The 16,712-nt window shown below is 44.3% G+C and carries 13 protein-coding genes; 5 read left to right on the forward strand and 8 right to left on the reverse strand.

Annotated features, from left to right (window positions below; genetic code table 11):
* Nucleotides 1-108 precede the first annotated feature (108 nt).
* The 5 genes from ureG to OSCIL6407_RS0112645 form a co-directional block, all read right to left on the reverse strand.
* Nucleotides 109-705, reverse strand: a complete 597-nt coding sequence (gene ureG / locus OSCIL6407_RS0112625) for an urease accessory protein UreG (protein ID WP_007352936.1) — start codon at nt 703-705, stop codon at nt 109-111.
* Nucleotides 706-819: 114 nt separating this feature from the next.
* Nucleotides 820-1,515, reverse strand: coding sequence for an urease accessory protein UreF (locus OSCIL6407_RS0112630; protein WP_007352935.1), 696 nt, complete (start codon nt 1,513-1,515; stop codon nt 820-822).
* 76 nt (nt 1,516-1,591) lie between these two features.
* A complete protein-coding gene (ureE, locus tag OSCIL6407_RS0112635; RefSeq protein ID WP_007352934.1) occupies nt 1,592-2,029 on the reverse strand; it encodes an urease accessory protein UreE in 438 nt (145 codons plus the stop codon).
* Nucleotides 2,030-2,101: 72 nt separating this feature from the next.
* Nucleotides 2,102-2,485, reverse strand: coding sequence for a DUF2237 family protein (locus OSCIL6407_RS0112640; RefSeq protein WP_007352933.1), 384 nt, complete (start codon nt 2,483-2,485; stop codon nt 2,102-2,104).
* Between the two features lie 245 nt (nt 2,486-2,730).
* Nucleotides 2,731-4,770: a mechanosensitive ion channel family protein gene (locus OSCIL6407_RS0112645; RefSeq protein WP_007352932.1), complete on the reverse strand. Its 2,040-nt coding sequence runs from the start codon at nt 4,768-4,770 to the stop codon at nt 2,731-2,733.
* A gap of 575 nt (nt 4,771-5,345) precedes the next feature.
* On the opposite strand from OSCIL6407_RS0112645, the gene argC reads away from it, so the two are divergent.
* Nucleotides 5,346-6,404: an N-acetyl-gamma-glutamyl-phosphate reductase gene (gene argC / locus OSCIL6407_RS0112650; protein WP_007352930.1), complete on the forward strand. Its 1,059-nt coding sequence runs from the start codon at nt 5,346-5,348 to the stop codon at nt 6,402-6,404.
* Between the two features lie 516 nt (nt 6,405-6,920).
* Here the strand turns inward: argC and eno are convergent.
* Complete coding sequence (gene eno, locus OSCIL6407_RS0112655) at nt 6,921-8,207, reverse strand: phosphopyruvate hydratase (protein WP_007352928.1); 1,287 nt, start codon at nt 8,205-8,207, stop codon at nt 6,921-6,923.
* 520 nt (nt 8,208-8,727) lie between these two features.
* Here eno and OSCIL6407_RS0112665 point away from each other — a divergent pair.
* Nucleotides 8,728-9,552: a hypothetical protein gene (locus OSCIL6407_RS0112665; RefSeq protein ID WP_007356491.1), complete on the forward strand. Its 825-nt coding sequence runs from the start codon at nt 8,728-8,730 to the stop codon at nt 9,550-9,552.
* Between the two features lie 55 nt (nt 9,553-9,607).
* On the opposite strand, the gene OSCIL6407_RS0112670 is transcribed toward OSCIL6407_RS0112665, so the two are convergent.
* Nucleotides 9,608-11,890, reverse strand: coding sequence for a glycosyltransferase family 2 protein (locus OSCIL6407_RS0112670; RefSeq protein ID WP_007356492.1), 2,283 nt, complete (start codon nt 11,888-11,890; stop codon nt 9,608-9,610).
* Between the two features lie 255 nt (nt 11,891-12,145).
* Here OSCIL6407_RS0112670 and OSCIL6407_RS0112675 point away from each other — a divergent pair, with 255 nt between their 5' ends.
* The gene (locus OSCIL6407_RS0112675) at nt 12,146-12,613 is read left to right on the forward strand and encodes a DM13 domain-containing protein (protein WP_007356493.1); all 468 of its coding nucleotides are present in this window, start codon (nt 12,146-12,148) and stop codon (nt 12,611-12,613) included.
* Between the two features lie 391 nt (nt 12,614-13,004).
* Here OSCIL6407_RS0112675 and OSCIL6407_RS0112680 read toward each other — a convergent pair whose 3' ends face one another.
* Nucleotides 13,005-14,810: a caspase family protein gene (locus OSCIL6407_RS0112680; RefSeq protein WP_007352937.1), complete on the reverse strand. Its 1,806-nt coding sequence runs from the start codon at nt 14,808-14,810 to the stop codon at nt 13,005-13,007.
* Nucleotides 14,811-15,528: 718 nt separating this feature from the next.
* On the opposite strand from OSCIL6407_RS0112680, the gene OSCIL6407_RS0112685 reads away from it, so the two are divergent.
* Together OSCIL6407_RS0112685 and OSCIL6407_RS0112690 are read left to right on the forward strand one after the other, a co-directional pair.
* Nucleotides 15,529-16,227, forward strand: a complete 699-nt coding sequence (locus tag OSCIL6407_RS0112685; protein WP_007352938.1) for a V4R domain-containing protein — start codon at nt 15,529-15,531, stop codon at nt 16,225-16,227.
* On the forward strand, nt 16,224-16,490 hold the full coding sequence (locus OSCIL6407_RS0112690; RefSeq protein ID WP_007352939.1) for a hypothetical protein: 267 nt from the start codon (nt 16,224-16,226) through the stop codon (nt 16,488-16,490). Before OSCIL6407_RS0112685 ends, OSCIL6407_RS0112690 begins: the two co-directional genes overlap by 4 nt.
* Nucleotides 16,491-16,712: the final 222 nt, after the last annotated feature.

Here is a 16,712-nt window from a genome sequence, read left to right on the forward strand (position 1 = left end):
CTAGGGGCTAGGGGAAGAAGGGGATAGTTTACTGCATTTTCCTTCTTCCTTCTTCCTTCTTCCTTCTTCCTTCTTCCTTCTTCCTTCTTCCTTCTACTTACTAATGTTCTAGGTAACATTCAACTGGATAAATTTTTCTACCGCCTCTAACCCTTCTTTCGTCTTTAAATTAGTAAACACAAAAGGTTTATCCCCTCGCATTTTTTTAGTATCCCTTTCCATCACTCCCAAATCTGCGCCTACATAGGGAGCTAAATCCGTTTTATTAATCACCAATAAATCAGACTTAGTAATTCCCGGGCCACCCTTGCGCGGAATCTTATCCCCAGCAGCAACATCGATTACATAAATCGTTAAATCCACTAATTCAGGGCTAAAAGTTGCAGCTAAATTATCGCCGCCACTTTCTACAAATACCAAATTTAAGTCATTAAACTTAAGTTCTAATTGTTCAATCGCAACTAAGTTAATCGAGGCATCTTCTCGAATAGCTGTATGAGGACAACCGCCAGTTTCTACGCCTAAAATGCGATCGCTTTCTAATGCCTGACTTCGCACTAAAAATTGTGCATCTTCCTGGGTATAAATATCATTAGTAACAACGGCAATTTTATAATGTTGGCGCATAGCTTTACATAAAGCGTCTACTAAAGCAGTTTTTCCAGAGCCAACTGGGCCAGCAATTCCTACACGAAAAGCATTCATTTTTTTAGTTGTTAGTTGTTAGTTGTTGGTTGTTGGTTGTTGGTTTTTGGTTGTAGTTATTAGTTAGTTTGCTTACTCTCCTCATGCCTTCTTCCCTTTTCCGTCATTGCTAATTTAACTACGAAACAAACGAGTGTACTGATTTTCGTGAGCCATACTTGCCAATGCCAATCCCCAACTACAGCTATTAAGGTTATCATCTTCTAATTTTAAAACTTCTTGGGCGACAAAATTAATCTGGGAATCCAAGTTTAATAGCAATTGTTGACCAACAGTTTGACCAAGGGGAATGAGTTTTACTCCTGCATTTACTAAATTTGCCGCCCAACTGTACAAATACCCAAGTACAGCCGCTCCTTCTTCTATTTCCAATTTTACTGCTGCAATACCAAATGCGATCGCAAAATTGCAATTATTTCCACAAACCTCAGTTAATTCTTGCACAGATGGGAGTACCTTTGCCTGTAAAGGTAAATGGATATCCTGTAATAAACGTACCAGAGATCGCCCCATTTGCCAACTTTGTAAGCGCAATTCTTCTGTTTCCTTAGCCGCAGTTGCCCAAGCATTCCAATAGCTCAATGCTTCTAAATCCCCTACAATAGTTGCTCTGTAAGCGCGTACCATCACTGCTGCTTCTAAACGTATCGCTCCGTATTGCAACGAATGTTCTAACCATTTTTGTAAGCTGTTCTCATGATTAATTTTACCAAAATCAACCAGAGTTTCAATTCCCTCTGAATAACTATAAGCCCCGACGGGAACAGTAGCTAATTGTAACAATCTAAGAATAGAAAATTGATAATTCAAGCACCACCTCTTTTTGATTTTTCCTTCTTATTCTTCCTTCTTCCTTCTTCCTTCTTCCTTCTCTTACCAAACTGATTTAATGGCTATGGCCATAAGCTCCCATTTCTGGTTGAAATGGTGCAATTTCTGCTTTTACTTCCAAACCCATTTTTTCTAGCATTCCCTGCAAAACTGAATCGGGAGATAGCCGTAAATAATGAGGATCAATTTCTACAGGGATGTGACGATTACCTAAATGATAAGCCGCTCGCATTAATAATAGCCGATCCGATGCGATCGCAGTCATCACAGGTTCCGGTTTCGCGCTGACCCTAACTAAACAGCTATCATCTTCAGATTGTAGGAGATCGCGATCGCGCAGCACAGTCCCTCTAGGCAAACGCAGGTGCAACTCTTCCCCGGAATCAATTTCAAACCGATGGCGCGATCGCGTGCGCTCAATAGCTGTCAGAGGTAAAGTAAAACTAACAGCCGCATCAGGATTTGCAGGTAATTTTTCTGTCAAAATTAACATTTCGCTATTCCTATTAAGAATTCACACCCAGCCTATTTTTAACACCTAACCCAGATTAAGAGTTGGCGATCGCTAGTTCTCTGAGATTTCCTCGTTGATGGCGTGTTTTTCCAAATCCTTGAGAGCAACACTCTCCAAAGCTCTAGCATGAGTCGCAGAGAGGATAACCGGGGGAGCAACACCAGCTTCCATTGCTTCTCTCCAACGGGAAACACACAAACACCAGCGATCGCCTGGTTTAAGACCCGGAAATTGAAAGGCCGGCACGGGAGTGCTCAGATTATTGCCCCGCGATTTGGTAAACTCCAGAAATTCTACTGTTACTTGAGCACAGACAACGTGCGACCCAAAATCCTGACCCCCCGTGCGACAAAGCCCATCGCGGTAAAAACCCGTCAGCGGAGAAGTGCAGCAAATCTCTAGTTGGGAACCGAGAACATTTTTAGCATCTATCATTGCTAATTTCTTTGATTTCCTTTTGGTTTGCCTATGAAAAGGTGCGATCGCGCTTAATTAACTCCCAATACTAACATTCAAGCCATTGAGCTTGATGGCTTAAACGATCGCCGGATTAAAGGTCATAAATATAGAGTCTGGTCATGAACCGAGAGCGATCGCCTAGCAGGAAAAATAACTCTTCTAGTTTATGTCATCACCCGAGCGGATTTACTCCCTTCAATTCAGATATCAGTCCCACATCATTATGGAGGCGTAGCGATTGAGAATTTTTCTTTCTCAAACCTTTCCTGAATCATTGAAAATAGCTCAGATTTAGTTTTCCAGAATTCAGCGGTTTTCGTCCACACCCATAAATTGATTTGAACATAGTATTCTTCAAATTCAATTTCCCCAGTTACAGGAGGCTCTGGATTTTCTAGTACCGAGGGATGAGATTTCGCAACTTCTACCAGAGTCTTCCGTACTTCAGAAATGTTGTTGTTGTAGTCGCTGCGGATTGTGATTTGAATCCTGCGATATCGATCGTGGCTGTAATTGATAATCTTATCTTCCCAAACTGTATTGTTAGGGATAGTCACCAGATCGGCAGTTAGAGTTTTTAGCCTTGTACTCGCTAGACTGATGGAGTCAACAGTACCAAACACCCCAGCTAATTCAACTTCATCACCGACATCAAAGGGTTTGTAAACCATTAGCATTAACCCACTGGCAAAGTTACCGAGGTTGCTTTGCAAGGCGAAGGCAAAGATAAAACTTGCGCCCCCAAGTACAGCCAAAACAGGCGCAAGACTAACCTCTAGTGCTGTCAAAGCTAGAAGCACGCCAACAAAAATTCCTCCTCGCTTGATGATAATGACGATAAATTGGCGCATCAATTTGGAGGTATTGGACAATTTAAGCAGCTTGCTAACTATCACGCCTAGTATTTGAAACACGATTGCAGAAGCCAGGACGATACCAACAAATTTACCTAAATTACCTGCCCAGCGCAAACCACCTTCATCTGATTTGAGCCAACTGATAAGCCGCACTCCTAAACCTTGAGTATCACTGACATCAATTTCAGCTTTAGCGATCGCGTCAATGTATTTGCGGTAATACTTGCTGTCACCACCTTTGCGATCCAATTCTTCTAAAATCACGTTGAATCGGTCTACAATTGCAGTTCGTGCTGATTGAAGATTAGTAGCGTTTACAACCAGTTTGTTCTTCAATTCTGCTTCATTTTTAGCATTTTCTTCCAAGTTGTCTGCCGTTTTTTCAAGCTGCTGCCCTTTTTTCTCAACGTTTCCTTGACCGTTACCAGGCCCAGGGGAACTGGCCGTTAGTGTTTCACCGTTCGCCTTGATATTAGTATTTTCAATGGTTGCTGCGGCTTCATCGAGTTTCTCCGCAGATTTCTCGGCTGCGCCTGTGCTACCACTACTACTGCTAGTATTTCCAGTAATCGCTTCCCGCGCTTTTTTGAGTTGTGTGTTAGCCTCTTCTATTTTTTGCGTGCCTTGCTTGTATTCTGGCGAGTCAGGAGCAAAACCTTTTTGGTTTTTTTCTGCCTCTTCCACAGCTTTGATCGCCTTGTCTAGAGCGTCAATTTTTTGAGTGAGAGCGTTGTATGCAGGCGAGCTAGCATCTATCTTCTCTCGCTCTTTATTCGCTTCTTCGAGAGTTTTTTGTGCCTGCTCCTGTTCACCTGTTTTCTCAGCTTTTTTCAAAGCTTCGTTCAGGGTATCATCCTGCTTGAGTTCTTTTTTAGCATCAGTTGCTTCTTTAAGACCTTCCTGGGCTTTTTTGAGTTTTTCTTTAGCTTCTTCTGCCTTTTTCGCGGCTTCTTGGTATTGTGGCGATCCGGGGACAGCGCTCTTTAGGGCTTTGTCGCTTTCTTCTAGTGCTTTCTTCGCCTCGTCTAGGGAACCTGCGACTTCTTGCTGTTTATTGATGGATCGATTCTGACGTTTGACGGCAACTTCAGCATTGCTAATTTCTTCAACTTTGCCTTTGAGCAACAGTTGCCAAGCTGCGGCTTCGTTTAGGAGTTCTTCCAGGGAAAGCGGTTTGACTAGCAATTGTAATTCATCAACCGGAACATCTGGCTCTTTAGCCGTAACTGCTGCTTTGGGATCTCCTTCTGGTGCAAGCTCAACCTTCTCAGTCTGCACCTCAGTTTCAGCCATGGGGTTAACTTCAGGTTCTTCAAACTGCGATCGCGCTGGTATCCCCCAGATTACCAAGACACCAATTACTCCAGTGAGTAAAAAAATAGCATGGACTCGACTGCGAAACATTATAAATATTCCTCATTAAGTATTTTTACTGATTTGAGTTTACGTCATTTAGTTGTCTTTAGGCTAAATTATAACCGCAATTTTTCCCTTGTCAATACTAACAAAAAATCAATACAGCACTGTGCTTGACGATTAGGTACAATAGTAGAGTAAAAAGTTACTTTGCTCATTGCTGTTAGTGTACCTCTTGGTCACGCAAAGTGCTGTATATTTCTTCTCTTAAGACTTTAAGGATTTTAGAAAAATTCAAGGCTTCTAATTTTGAAAAATAGGGGTCTTCCGTACTTAGTATGCTAAAACATTAGAAATGCACGAGTATTTAAGTAAAGTAATGAAAAGATTAATGACACAATTACTGAATTTGCCTGGTGTGATAGTAGAGGATAGCTTGGAGACAGAATCGACGATTATTTTATTGGTTAGAGTAACACGGAAGAACCGTATTTTCGTAAAAAAACCCAGTTTATGAGGTTGGGTGCGGAACTCCTATCCTAAACAGCATAGAATTGCAGCAATCTTGTACAATGCAGCCAAAGTACAAACATTTTTGACTCAAACAGCCTGGGGGTAAGACAATGGGAGATTTAGAGCGAGTACCAGTAGGAATAGTTGGGGCATCAGGCTACGGCGGTGTGCAACTTGTACGCCTTCTAGCAGATCACCCACAAGCCGAAGTAGTTTATCTAGGCGGCGAAAGTAGTGCAGGTAAACCTTTTTCTAGTTTATATCCGCACTTGAGCAACTGGATTGACTTGACAGTAGAAGGAATAGACTTGGACAAAATAGCATCCAAATGTCAAGTAGTATTTCTCTCACTCCCTAACGGTTTAGCGTACCAGATGGCACCCAAATTGCTAGAAAAGGGGTGCAAAGTTTTGGATCTGTCAGCAGATTATCGGTTTACCAACTTAGAAACATATAAAGCTTGGTACGGAGGCGATCGCCAAGACGCAGCGATCGCCTCAACCGCTGTCTACGGTTTACCCGAACTTTATCGCGATCGCATCAAAACCGCCCAACTCGTAGGCTGCGCCGGCTGCTACGTCACCGCCAGCCTTTTAGCCCTCGCACCCCTACTCAAACAAGGCATCATCATCCCCGAAACCGCGATCGTCGATGCCAAATCAGGCACATCCGGTGGCGGTCGCAAAGCCGAAATCAACCTTCTGCTAGCCGAAGCAGACAACTCCCTAGCCGCCTACGCCGTTGGTCGTCACCGCCACACCCCAGAAATCGAACAAATTTGCAGCGATTTAGCCGGACACGACATTAAAGTGCAATTCACTCCGCACCTGATACCAATGGTGCGAGGAATTCTCACTACCGTCTATGCCACCCTCCGCGATCCTGGATTAGTACGAGAAGACTTACTCACAATTTTTAACGCCTTCTATCGTAATTCTCCTTGGGTAAAAATCCTACCCAGCGGCGTTTATCCTCAAACAAAATGGGCCTGCGGAACCAATCTCTGCTACATCGGCGTAGAAGTAGATACCCGCACCGACAGAGTAATCGTTATGTCAGCAATTGATAACTTAATCAAAGGTCAAGCAGGCCAAGGCGTACAGTGCATGAACTTAATGATGGGATGGGAAGAAACTTTAGGACTGCCGCAGTTAGGTTTTTATCCATAGTAGTTGTTAGTTGTTAGTTATTAGTTGTTAGTTGTTAGTTGTTAGTTGTTAGGTCAATCCACTGTTTTTAAAGAAACAGTTTTTTGCTTATTCCTATTGATATTAAGTCCAGTAACTAGGTGACATAAATAAATGTAAGGTGGGCGCTCGCCGCCTCAATCTTGTAACTGATAGCTAATATGGTTTCGGCGAGCGCCCACCCTACAAGCTACAAGCTATCAACATTTATTTATGTCCACCTACTTAGCATCGCTTTTAATATGATGTCATTGCGAGCAACGCGAAGCAATCTCAATGCCTAGCGATTGCTTCGCGTTGCTCGCAATGACAGAAAATTGTTATAGCTAGGAAAGAGGGAAAAACTTACTACCTAATGGATTATGAACCAGAGGTAAGAGTTCGAGTTGCCCTAAGCGACGAAAGCGGTTGCTGTATAAGATGGGTGAAGCGAAATGCTCCACCCATCCTACAAATACAGGACTTAACAGTTAACAGTTAACAGTTAACAGTTAACAATTAGACAACCTTCGGCCCAAAACCAATAGTACCAGCATAAACAGCACTATCACCCAACTCTCCCTCGATCCGCAACAGGCGATTATATTTAGCCACCCGTTCGCTGCGACAAAGAGAACCAGTCTTAATTTGACCCGCACGAGTTGCTACTGCTAAATCAGCAATAGTCGTATCCTCAGTTTCACCGGAACGATGGCTAATAATCGACCGATAACTATTGCGAGTTGCCAAATCAATAGTTTCCAGAGTCTCAGTTAAAGAACCGATTTGATTAAGCTTAATCAAAATCGAATTACTAGCTTTCAAATCGATACCCTTTTGCAAGCGAGTGCGATTGGTAACAAACAAATCATCACCCACCAATTGAGTTTTTGCCCCCAACTTTTGCGTCAGTAATACCCAACTATCCCAGTCATCCTCGTGTAAAGCATCTTCAATGGAAACAATCGGATATTGCCCAACCAAGCTCTCCAAATAATCAATCAACTCCGCTGGTGAATGAGCACTACCGTCATAGGTGTATTTCCCATCTTTGTAAAACTCGCTAGCAGCTACATCCAAAGCTAAAGCAACTTCTTCCCCTGGTTTATAGCCAGCTTTTTCAATTGCCGCGATTAACAAATCCAAAGCTGCTTGATTAGATTCCAGATTAGGAGCAAAACCCCCCTCATCGCCTACACCAGTCAGCAATCCCCGATCTTTTAAGACTTTGCTCAGAGATTCAAATACCTCTGCACCCCAGCGCAAAGCTTCCTTGAAAGATGGCGCACCCACAGGGACAATCATAAATTCCTGAATGTCCACATTGTTATTAGCGTGAGAGCCGCCGTTGATAACATTCATCAGGGGGACAGGCAGCAAATTTGCTAGGGGGCCACCCAGATAGCGGTAGAGAGGGAGTGCCAAAGTATCCGCCGCTGCTTTTGCTGTTGCCAGAGAGACTGCGAGGATGGCATTAGCGCCCAGGTTTGATTTATTGGGCGAGCCATCTAAGTCAATCATGGTACGGTCTACCAAAGATTGATCGAGAGCGTCCACATTCTCCAAAGCAGGCGCTATTTTCTCTTCGACATTCTGAACGGCCTTGAGAACGCCTTTGCCGCTGTAGCGTTTTTTATCCCCGTCCCGCAGTTCGTGAGCTTCAAAGCTACCTGTAGATGCCCCGCTGGGAACTTGGGCAAGTCCGACTGCACCGTTGATTAAATACACTTCGGCTTCGATAGTGGGGCGGCCCCGCGAGTCGAGAATTTCTCTTGCCCGAATTGATTCGATCGCTGTGTCTAGCATATTTAATTGCTTCCCTAGATTATTTGAGGCCTGATGGCTCTTGGCTGTAATTTTGACCGCTAATAGGTTATGCGATCCCCGGACTGGTTGGCGCGATGTTAAAAATCTTTGCGGATTTGGTCGTTTTGTTCAAGTGGGTGAAGAAGGGGCTAGGGGCTAGGGGCTAGGGGCTAGGGGAGAGGGGGGAGATGGGGGGAGATGGGGGGAGATGGGGGAAGAGGGGGAAGATGGGGGAGATGGGAATAATAGTAAGGGCTTCCATGCGATCGCTCAGCCGAAGGTTTCGATCGATTTAGAATGTCCTAATGGTCTTGGCGGTTAGGGCAACTCCAACTCTTACATCTGGTTCATAATCCCTTACTTCGTCAAGCTTTTCCCTCTTCTCTCTTACCCTAGCCCCTAGCCCCTAGTCCCTAGCCCCTTCTTCCCCTAGCCCCTAGCCCCTAGTCCCTAGCCCCTTCTTCCCCTAGCCCCTAGCCCCTAGCCCCTAGCCCCTTCTTACCCTAGCCCCTAGCTATAGATGAAACACCTAAAATCGAGTTCTGCGGATCTGCGGGAACTTTTCAAGGACAGCATTACTGTTAAATATCTTGCCGAAACCCTTAAATCTGTTCCCGCCGATGCAGATGCAGCGATTTTACTACCTTGGATGGAAGCTCACGATTATGATGTCCTTGGTATTGAAGATGGAGGCGTGGTTTCTGGCTATATTATGCGATCGCTTCTTGGCCAAGGTAAGTGCGGCGACTTCCAGCAAATTTTTCACCCATCAGAATTAATCGCCGCTTCTACTCCACTGATGGAACTGTTGCCTCTATTGCGGGATAAACCCAGGTTATTTGTCTTGGAAAGTAACAGAATTAGTGGCATTGTCACTTGCGGTGATTTGCAGAAAGCCCCTGTGCGAATGCTACTGTTTGGATTAGTGACACTTTTGGAAATGAATCTGCTACGGCTAATCCGCATTTATTATCCCGATGATTCCTGGCAGCAATTCCTCAAAAGAGAACGGGTAATAGCTGCAAAGAATCTCTGGGAACAAGGACGAGCTAGAAATGAAGCTATTGATTTACTTGATTATCTCCAGTTTTGTGACAAGCGAGATTTAATTCTTACATCGACACAGGTTATTGAGCGTTTGGGGCTGAAATCTAAACGCTACGGAGAACGTTTTTTGAAAGCAGCGGAAACTTTGAGAAATAAGTTAGCTCACGCTCAAGATTTGGTCGGTGGTTCCTCTTGGCCGGAAGTGATTTTTTTAGCCCAGGAAATCGAAACCCTATTGCAGCGCTGCGAGGAAATGGAATTAGCAGTTCCCCTACAATCAGATAACTTTTCTTTGTAACGCTGCTCTCTGGGCGGTTATTTTACTGCCCAGAGAGCGGCATTACGACTACTAATTAGACTTGAGAAATAGCGATCGCACTCGTTTCCCTATTTCGATCGAACACAGCTCGCGGCCTCAGTAAAATCTTAAACAACAGCAAAAGTGAGTGTAATTCTCCGGGCGTTTGATGGCATTTCCACTGACCAGGACGGCAAAATAGCATTTCTACCAGACGGCGGTGTTGAGGTACGCTAACCTGCTCAAAAGCTACCCGTAAAGTAGGAAAATCGCCACTCATACCACTGCGAATAATCTGTCCTTGTAACTCTAACTTGTTCTCGACAAATTCTAACTCTACTGAAGAAGAATCTGTGAGATATTGAGCAACTTTTCCACCTTTGATGTTAACAGCTTCCTCTAACTGCTGCGTCAAAGCTACTTCAGCACCGACTTCAGAAATCAAGGTAGTTATACCCCAAAAACTCTGGTTGCCAATCTTTAGCCGCACCACTCGCTGCAATTTGAACCAATCATAAATATCTGGCTTAGGAACATCGACTAAGATTAACAACGCCACGCTAATCATGATTAAATTGTAAACGCTCCAAATCCAGCCCAAACTGATACCTTTTAAAAGAGCATCGCCTTGGCTGCTATTCAAACAAATGTTTAAATTCCGCCATAAACTCACTGATGTAGCTACAAATAGAATTAGAAATGGCCATGCTAAATTCCAGTTGAAATTAAAGCGCTTGCTCGATATTCCTTTTGGTGTTACTTTAAAGCCTCGATCGAAAGGATTTAGCATCACTTGAATCACTGTTAGCGCTAGGGGAAAACACAGTACAAAAGAGTAAACATCTGACAGTAAGGCAGAACGCGAACGGCGATTTAGCCAAGAGGAAGCCGTAATTTGTACTAGAGAGTAAGGCAGTAAAAAGTAGATCAATTCTGCCCCGTTTGCTCGAAAAGGAATGACACCAAAAAATGAATAAACTAATGGCATCATTAGAAATACAACCCGTGTTAGACTGGTAAACCAATTCAACAATCCTTCCAGGTGAGCTAGCCTTTGTACAAAGTTAAGACCCCTAATAGTTAAAGGATTAGAGTTAATGAAAAATGCTTGCAGACTACCACGAGCCCAGCGCAATCTTTGAGTGAGATGAGCTGCTATATTTTCAGCCGCTAAACCAGCACTTAACTTTTCATCTAAATAAATCAAGCGATAGCCTTTGGCAGATAAGCGAATTCCAGTAAAGTAATCTTCGCTGATCGAATCTGTTACGAAACCACCTGCTTTTTCTAAGGCGCTACGTCTGACAACAAAAGATGTGCCGGAACAGACAACGCTTCCTGCACCGTCTTTAATTAACTCAATTTGCCGATAAAATACCTCTTCATCTGGAGTAAGAACATTTTCTAAGCCTAAATTTCTCGCAATTGGATCGGGATTGTAAAAGCTTTGAGGAGTCTGAACTAACGCAACTTTTTTATCTTGAAAGAATCCCACTGTTCTGATTAAAAAGTTGGTTGTCGGAATGAAATCGGCATCGAAAATTGTAATTAGATCGCCCTTAGTTTTGGCAATGGCATAATTTAGATTCCCTGCCTTTGCATACAGGTTATTTGGTCTTGTGATGTACTCGCATCCCAATTCTTTCGCCAAGGCTTTAATCTCAGGTCGCCTAGTGTCGTCTAGCAGGTAAACTTTTTTGTGGGTATAATCTAAAGCTTGACAGCCCATGATTGTACGTCGCAAAATAAACGCGGGTTCGTTATAAGTTGGGATTAACACATCTACCCAAGGGCTGAAATTTCCACTTTCAACAGCCTGAGCCATGAGGTTAGCTTCCTGGCGGCGATCTGTCATTCTCAGCATTAAATATAGCTGGATGCTACTGCTGGCTACCATCAACATTTCTAGGAAAAATAGCCCTAGACTAAAGATGCCGTTCAAGGGATCTGCTAAATTTAAGGTGGAAAGCGATCTCCACAAAACGTAGCGAATAGTTAAGGCCAGCATAATTGCTACTACTACCACCCGCGACCACATCTTTGGTTCTGGAGAAATACGGATAGTAGCCAAAGCAATCAGCACTAATGTTACAGTTGGTATGAGCAGATACTTAGGTGTGACAGTTGGCACTTGTAACCACACAGGAGGGTTTTGCTGCCAAACATTGATATGTGCAAAAATGTTGCTGATTGTTCCAATGTCTGCAAGCCAAGCGGCTGCAACGGCAGCAGTAAAGGCAGTAACGGCGATAGCTACTAGAGTTGCTAGTGGTAAACGAAAGATTCGCAAAAAAATGCGATGCTTTAAACCTTGGCGGCTAAATCCTGAAGTTGTCATAGATGCAAATCCTGATATGTCAGCGACAGTTAGTTTTACTTCCTGTCATTTCTTCCCTGGAAACTTAAAACCCATTTTTGCCACACCCTATTAACATTATTTAACATTTTTTTGAAACAATTAGGTGAGGGCGATCGCAACAAAGGTATCAAGTGTCAGATACCTGATACCCCTTGCTTTTTATGCGACGATCGGGCTATTGACAAATAAAGTTTTTTGTGCTATGAATAAAACAATTTTGAGAGATTCAAATCAATGAATTATAAAAATTTAGTGGCTGTTGGTATCGCTTCAATCTTGACTGTTGGTTCCCTTGCGGCTGTGAATCAGTCACCAACTCAAGCTCAGATGATGGGGCCACAAACTGCGATCGCTTCTGGAACTTTTATGGCGGGGGAGAAACCCACCGAGGGAAAAGTCACCATTATTAGCGAAAATGGGAAACGCTATGTAGTATTAGATCGAGCATTTAAGACTAGCGACCAAGGCCCTGATTTAGAAGTAATCTTGTATCGTTCTACTATGCCACCCCAGGCAGGCTTGAAAAAGGAAAATTATGTAAGTCTTGGTAAATTGCGACAGTTTAGCGGCGCTCAGCGCTATCAAATTCCCGATAATGTTAAGCTGGCAGACTACAAATCAGTGGCAATCTGGTGTAATAAATTCAACGCTACTTTTGGCTATGCCACTTTAGCTGGTAGTAGCATGATGGGGCCAAAATAAATCCTCAGTTGTAGAGAGGGGGAGATGGGGAGGATGGGGAGGATGGGGGAGATAGGGAGGATGGGGGAGATGGGTAATTAGCAATTAGCAATTAGCCATTAGCCATTAGCAATTAGCCATTAGGACTTACGCAGGTCGTCCCAGAAACCGGGTTTTTGAGAGAATCTGTGGGTAACAACGAAGTATTTTCGTCAAAAAACCCGGTTTCTTTGGTTGGGTGCGTAAGTCCTGACGGATCTAAACTTTTATTATCGCTCACTTAATCCCCCAACTCCCTTCCCTACAAGGGAAGGGGGAGAAGAAAGAAGGAAAAAATTTCCCCCTCATTCTTTACCAGGGGAGAAGTAAGGGGAGAAATAAGAGTATCTCAGAAATTCCTTGGGAAAGATAATCAACCTTTTTTCTGAGTTTGGAGTTTACCTTTCCAAGTTGCGATCGCCTTCTGAGCATTAGCATGAGCCGCTGTCCCCGATGGCACCAACTTAGCCGCCTCCACTGCATCGCTAAGTCGGCCTTGGCTCCCGCGTAACTGAGCAATATTCAAAATCGTATCGCTCCACTCCGCGATCGACTTCTGAGCTTCCTCATACTTCGGTTGACCGGATTTAATTTGACTAGCTTGCTCGATCGCCTTACTATAAGAAGACGCTACACCTCGTTTAATCTGTTTCTGAGCCGATTTCAACAGAGCATCATTAGTCTGTTGCTGCTTAGCCAGTCCTTGCCAAAGAGCGATCGCCTGCTGCGCTTGATTGCGAATCGGCGGATTTATAGCTGGTACAAGTTTAGCCGCATTAATCGCCCCTTGGAAATTTTGCTGTCCGGCACGTCCATTAGCAATATCCAAAATAGTCAAACTCCAGCGTTCAATGTCCTCCTGAGCTTGTGGGTACATGGGGTCATTAGCAGGAACTTGACGGACTTTGGCGATCGCATTACTAAAACTAGAAGCAGAGCCATCCTTCAGCAACACCCTCGCCGTGTCTAGCCGCGCCTGAGCAGAAGGTTCTGGTACCGCCCCCGGATTAGAACTGACCGGTGAGGGAATCCCCATTGGCACAGTCGGAGGAGCACCATTCTGGGCCGTCTGAGTTGGTTGCTTTGTACCGTCGCCTCGGCCGAGAAATACTGACCTGTTGGTGAGGAAAACACCGATCAGCAGTGCCAGCGCCGTAACTCCACTATATAAAATTAGCTGTTGCAAAAACGATTTGTCAGACATGGCAGCTTCTGAATTTGCAGGTGTCACCGAGTTTGTACCTTCGCCTCCCCCCTGAGCAGAATTAGGCGGTGGCGGCGGCGGAGTCAATGGTAAATCGCCACCTTCGTCGCGGCTTTGCGGCCCAGGAGAATTAATTGCAGTAGCAAGCATTTGCGGCTGTTGTTGCGCCTCTGCGATCGCCCCAGCACTCATACTGCCATTGCGGCCAACTGCTGCCGCCGCCATTAGCTGAGGGCTATCTGGATAAATCACCTGATTAACTTTTCCCGGAGGATGCACCACCATTAACGGCTCCTGCTTGGGCCGTAGATGGTGGTCGCACAACTGAGGCAGGCGATCGCTCAAAAACCGATCTAAACTCTTAAGAGTCGTACACTGTCCAGAGCGCAACCCTTCCAACAGCGCCGCCGCAAAAAACCCTTGCCGCAGAGCAGAAGTTTCACGGGAAACCTGATTTGGGCGACAAGAAAGCACCGTCGGGATTTCCATCTGGCGAGCTAACTCCGCCGTTTGAGTCCCAATCGATTCCCCCGCCTTCACACTCTGACTGCGATTCATATCCAGCAGCACCAACACCGTATCTGTCGGAGCCCTCTTTAAGCTCTCAAACAGAGACTTCACCGCAATCCCCGTACCCAAAACGTCAGCAGGATTGCCATCTATAGGCATTAAATAGTCTTGCCCTTCATAACTGACACCGTAGCCGCTAAAAAAGCACCAGACCGAATCTCCATTTTGCAAGTGCTCCAAACACAAGCTATCTATGAGTTTGAGTATATTTTCCCGGCTGGGATAAGTTGAGTTACCCCAGCTCGTCGGCGAGGAGTCAGTTAGTGACAGGCTAATCTCCGGCGAAAAACCAGCTTCGCCAACCAAATAACCATGCAGCGCCTCTGCATCCTCTTGGGCATAACTCAATGGCTGGAGGAACTGATATTGATTAATCCCAATTGCAATACAAGCGTGATGTTTCATCCCATATGCCCTAGATAATATAGTGGGTAGCCTGCAAAAAAGATAGCACATAGCTTGCTTGTGGTTGATACTGCTGTCACCTTGCAGTTAGGGTCTAGGGGCTACGATGCTCAGGGCTAGGGTAAGAAGGGGAACAAGGGGAACAGGGAACAAGGGAATAGAATCGAATTCAGAACTTCCTAACCCCCTTGGCGGTTGCTATATCTAGCAGCCAGCTTAGGGAGAAATTTGATTAGGACTTGCTTAAAAAGGTTAGATTATATATGGGTGCGTGATGATGATTCTTTGCTGATTCCTACTTAGTAAGTAGGTCGGCCCAAGTAAATCATTGTTCGTTAGTAGTTGCGTTTTAGCGCTAAAGCGCAACTACTAACGAAATCCAAAAATTTTACGTTTCGTTACATAGCTTAGTTTTTTATTGCCGACCTACTCAAGCAAGCTCAAAAGACTGATAATTTAAGGTACACAGCAGTGCAGGAAAAAATGGGGTGTCTTGGGTAATTGCCGGAAGTATCTTCAATATTGCCGGGAAATAAACTATCTTAGCCAAGACTTACGCAGCAATAACGAAATTCTAACCGCAGCGAAACAAGTGAAGCTTTTTCCTGGCCCCGATTTTTCCTGAGCCTAGCACCAGTGTCATCTTAGCCTTGCCAAAATAGCTCTGCCATTTTCACCCGATGTTGAACAAGTTACATCAAACAGGAGTATTGTGTAAATGATCGCTGCCGATAAAAAAGAAGTCACTAACCCCCAACCGACCCTTAAGCAGCTATATCCTAAAAGCCACAACCATTATAGGTTTAAGGATTTTTTTGCTTTTGACCCCCAAGGCGGTACGATCGCTGACTGGAACGCATCTCGTAATATTTTTACCAGCGAAGACTTCATCATTGGCTTAGTAGAGGGACTTGAAGAAGAAGTCGGCCCTGCTTCGTCAGTGATCATGTACACCATCGGCTGCCAGTGGGGTACTCTAGATTCAGAATATTTCCAGAAATGGTTTGGAGAGGAGTTTGGACACAACGTCCGCCAGTCAAACTTAATGTTTTTACTAGAAACTTGGTGGTGGCCCTTTACAGCTCAAGGTTGGGGCCGATGGGAAGTAGATATGAGCGATCGCAAACACGGGTGCATCTTCATCAACCTGTTTGACTCCGCAGTTGCTCGTACCTTGGGCGATGTAGGTAAACCAGTCTGTCACATCTATGCTGGTTTATTTGCGGGTTTTTTCGGCGCTTTAGTAAAAAAACCACTGAGTTGCATTGAACTTCAGTGCTACTCAATGGGAGAAACTTACTGCAAGTTTCTCTTAGGCAATCCCGATAAAATAGACGCTGCTGCTTTCTGGGTTAACGAAGGTGCAACAGCACGAGATATTCAAAGGCGGCTGCAAAATGGGGAAAGATTGCGATGAAAACTGATAATTCTTGGTTGCAAAAATCAGTCCAAGATTTTTTTGGTAACTGCAACTGGCTAGGAAGATCCCTAGAAACCCAAAATGGCTCTGCTACTGGTCAAAAGTTGAGTTTTACCTCGTCAGTAGGAGACTTTTTTCGGGCAATTTCTTGGGAAGGCATCCCCGAAGTCGGCGCAATGCCGGCTCCTTTGCCCGTAGCAGTAATTCCTAGTTCTGAATCAGGAGAGGTTACTCTTGATGATTTACTGGATTTATTCTAGCTAATGGCTAATAGCTAATCCCTAATAGCTAATGGGTAATGGCTAAATAGCTAAATAACTAAATAGCCAATAGTTAACAGCTAAATAGTTAATAGCTAAATAGCCAATGGCTTGTAAACAGCTAACAATTAGCAATTAGCCATTAGCCATTAGCAATTAGCAATTAGCCATTAGCCATTAGCCATTAGCAATCACCAATTACCAATCACCAATTACCAATTT

The organism is Kamptonema formosum PCC 6407 (assembly GCF_000332155.1).
In the GTDB taxonomy this organism is placed as follows: domain Bacteria; phylum Cyanobacteriota; class Cyanobacteriia; order Cyanobacteriales; family Microcoleaceae; genus Kamptonema; species Kamptonema formosum.

What these genes read in the sequence shown, in the direction of transcription:
- OSCIL6407_RS0112665 (WP_007356491.1), top strand. Translation starts at nt 8,728, where the DNA reads ATGAAACACCTAAAATCGAGTTCTGCGGATCTGCGGGAACTTTTCAAG.
- OSCIL6407_RS0112675 (WP_007356493.1), top strand. Translation starts at nt 12,146, where the DNA reads ATGAATTATAAAAATTTAGTGGCTGTTGGTATCGCTTCAATCTTGACT.
- OSCIL6407_RS0112670 (WP_007356492.1), bottom strand. Translation starts at nt 11,890, where the DNA reads ATGACAACTTCAGGATTTAGCCGCCAAGGTTTAAAGCATCGCATTTTT.
- OSCIL6407_RS0112680 (WP_007352937.1), bottom strand. Translation starts at nt 14,810, where the DNA reads ATGAAACATCACGCTTGTATTGCAATTGGGATTAATCAATATCAGTTC.
- ureG (WP_007352936.1), bottom strand. Translation starts at nt 705, where the DNA reads ATGAATGCTTTTCGTGTAGGAATTGCTGGCCCAGTTGGCTCTGGAAAA.
- eno (WP_007352928.1), bottom strand. Translation starts at nt 8,207, where the DNA reads ATGCTAGACACAGCGATCGAATCAATTCGGGCAAGAGAAATTCTCGAC.
- OSCIL6407_RS0112645 (WP_007352932.1), bottom strand. Translation starts at nt 4,770, where the DNA reads ATGTTTCGCAGTCGAGTCCATGCTATTTTTTTACTCACTGGAGTAATT.
- OSCIL6407_RS0112685 (WP_007352938.1), top strand. Translation starts at nt 15,529, where the DNA reads ATGATCGCTGCCGATAAAAAAGAAGTCACTAACCCCCAACCGACCCTT.
- argC (WP_007352930.1), top strand. Translation starts at nt 5,346, where the DNA reads ATGGGAGATTTAGAGCGAGTACCAGTAGGAATAGTTGGGGCATCAGGC.
- OSCIL6407_RS0112690 (WP_007352939.1), top strand. Translation starts at nt 16,224, where the DNA reads ATGAAAACTGATAATTCTTGGTTGCAAAAATCAGTCCAAGATTTTTTT.
- ureE (WP_007352934.1), bottom strand. Translation starts at nt 2,029, where the DNA reads ATGTTAATTTTGACAGAAAAATTACCTGCAAATCCTGATGCGGCTGTT.
- OSCIL6407_RS0112640 (WP_007352933.1), bottom strand. Translation starts at nt 2,485, where the DNA reads ATGATAGATGCTAAAAATGTTCTCGGTTCCCAACTAGAGATTTGCTGC.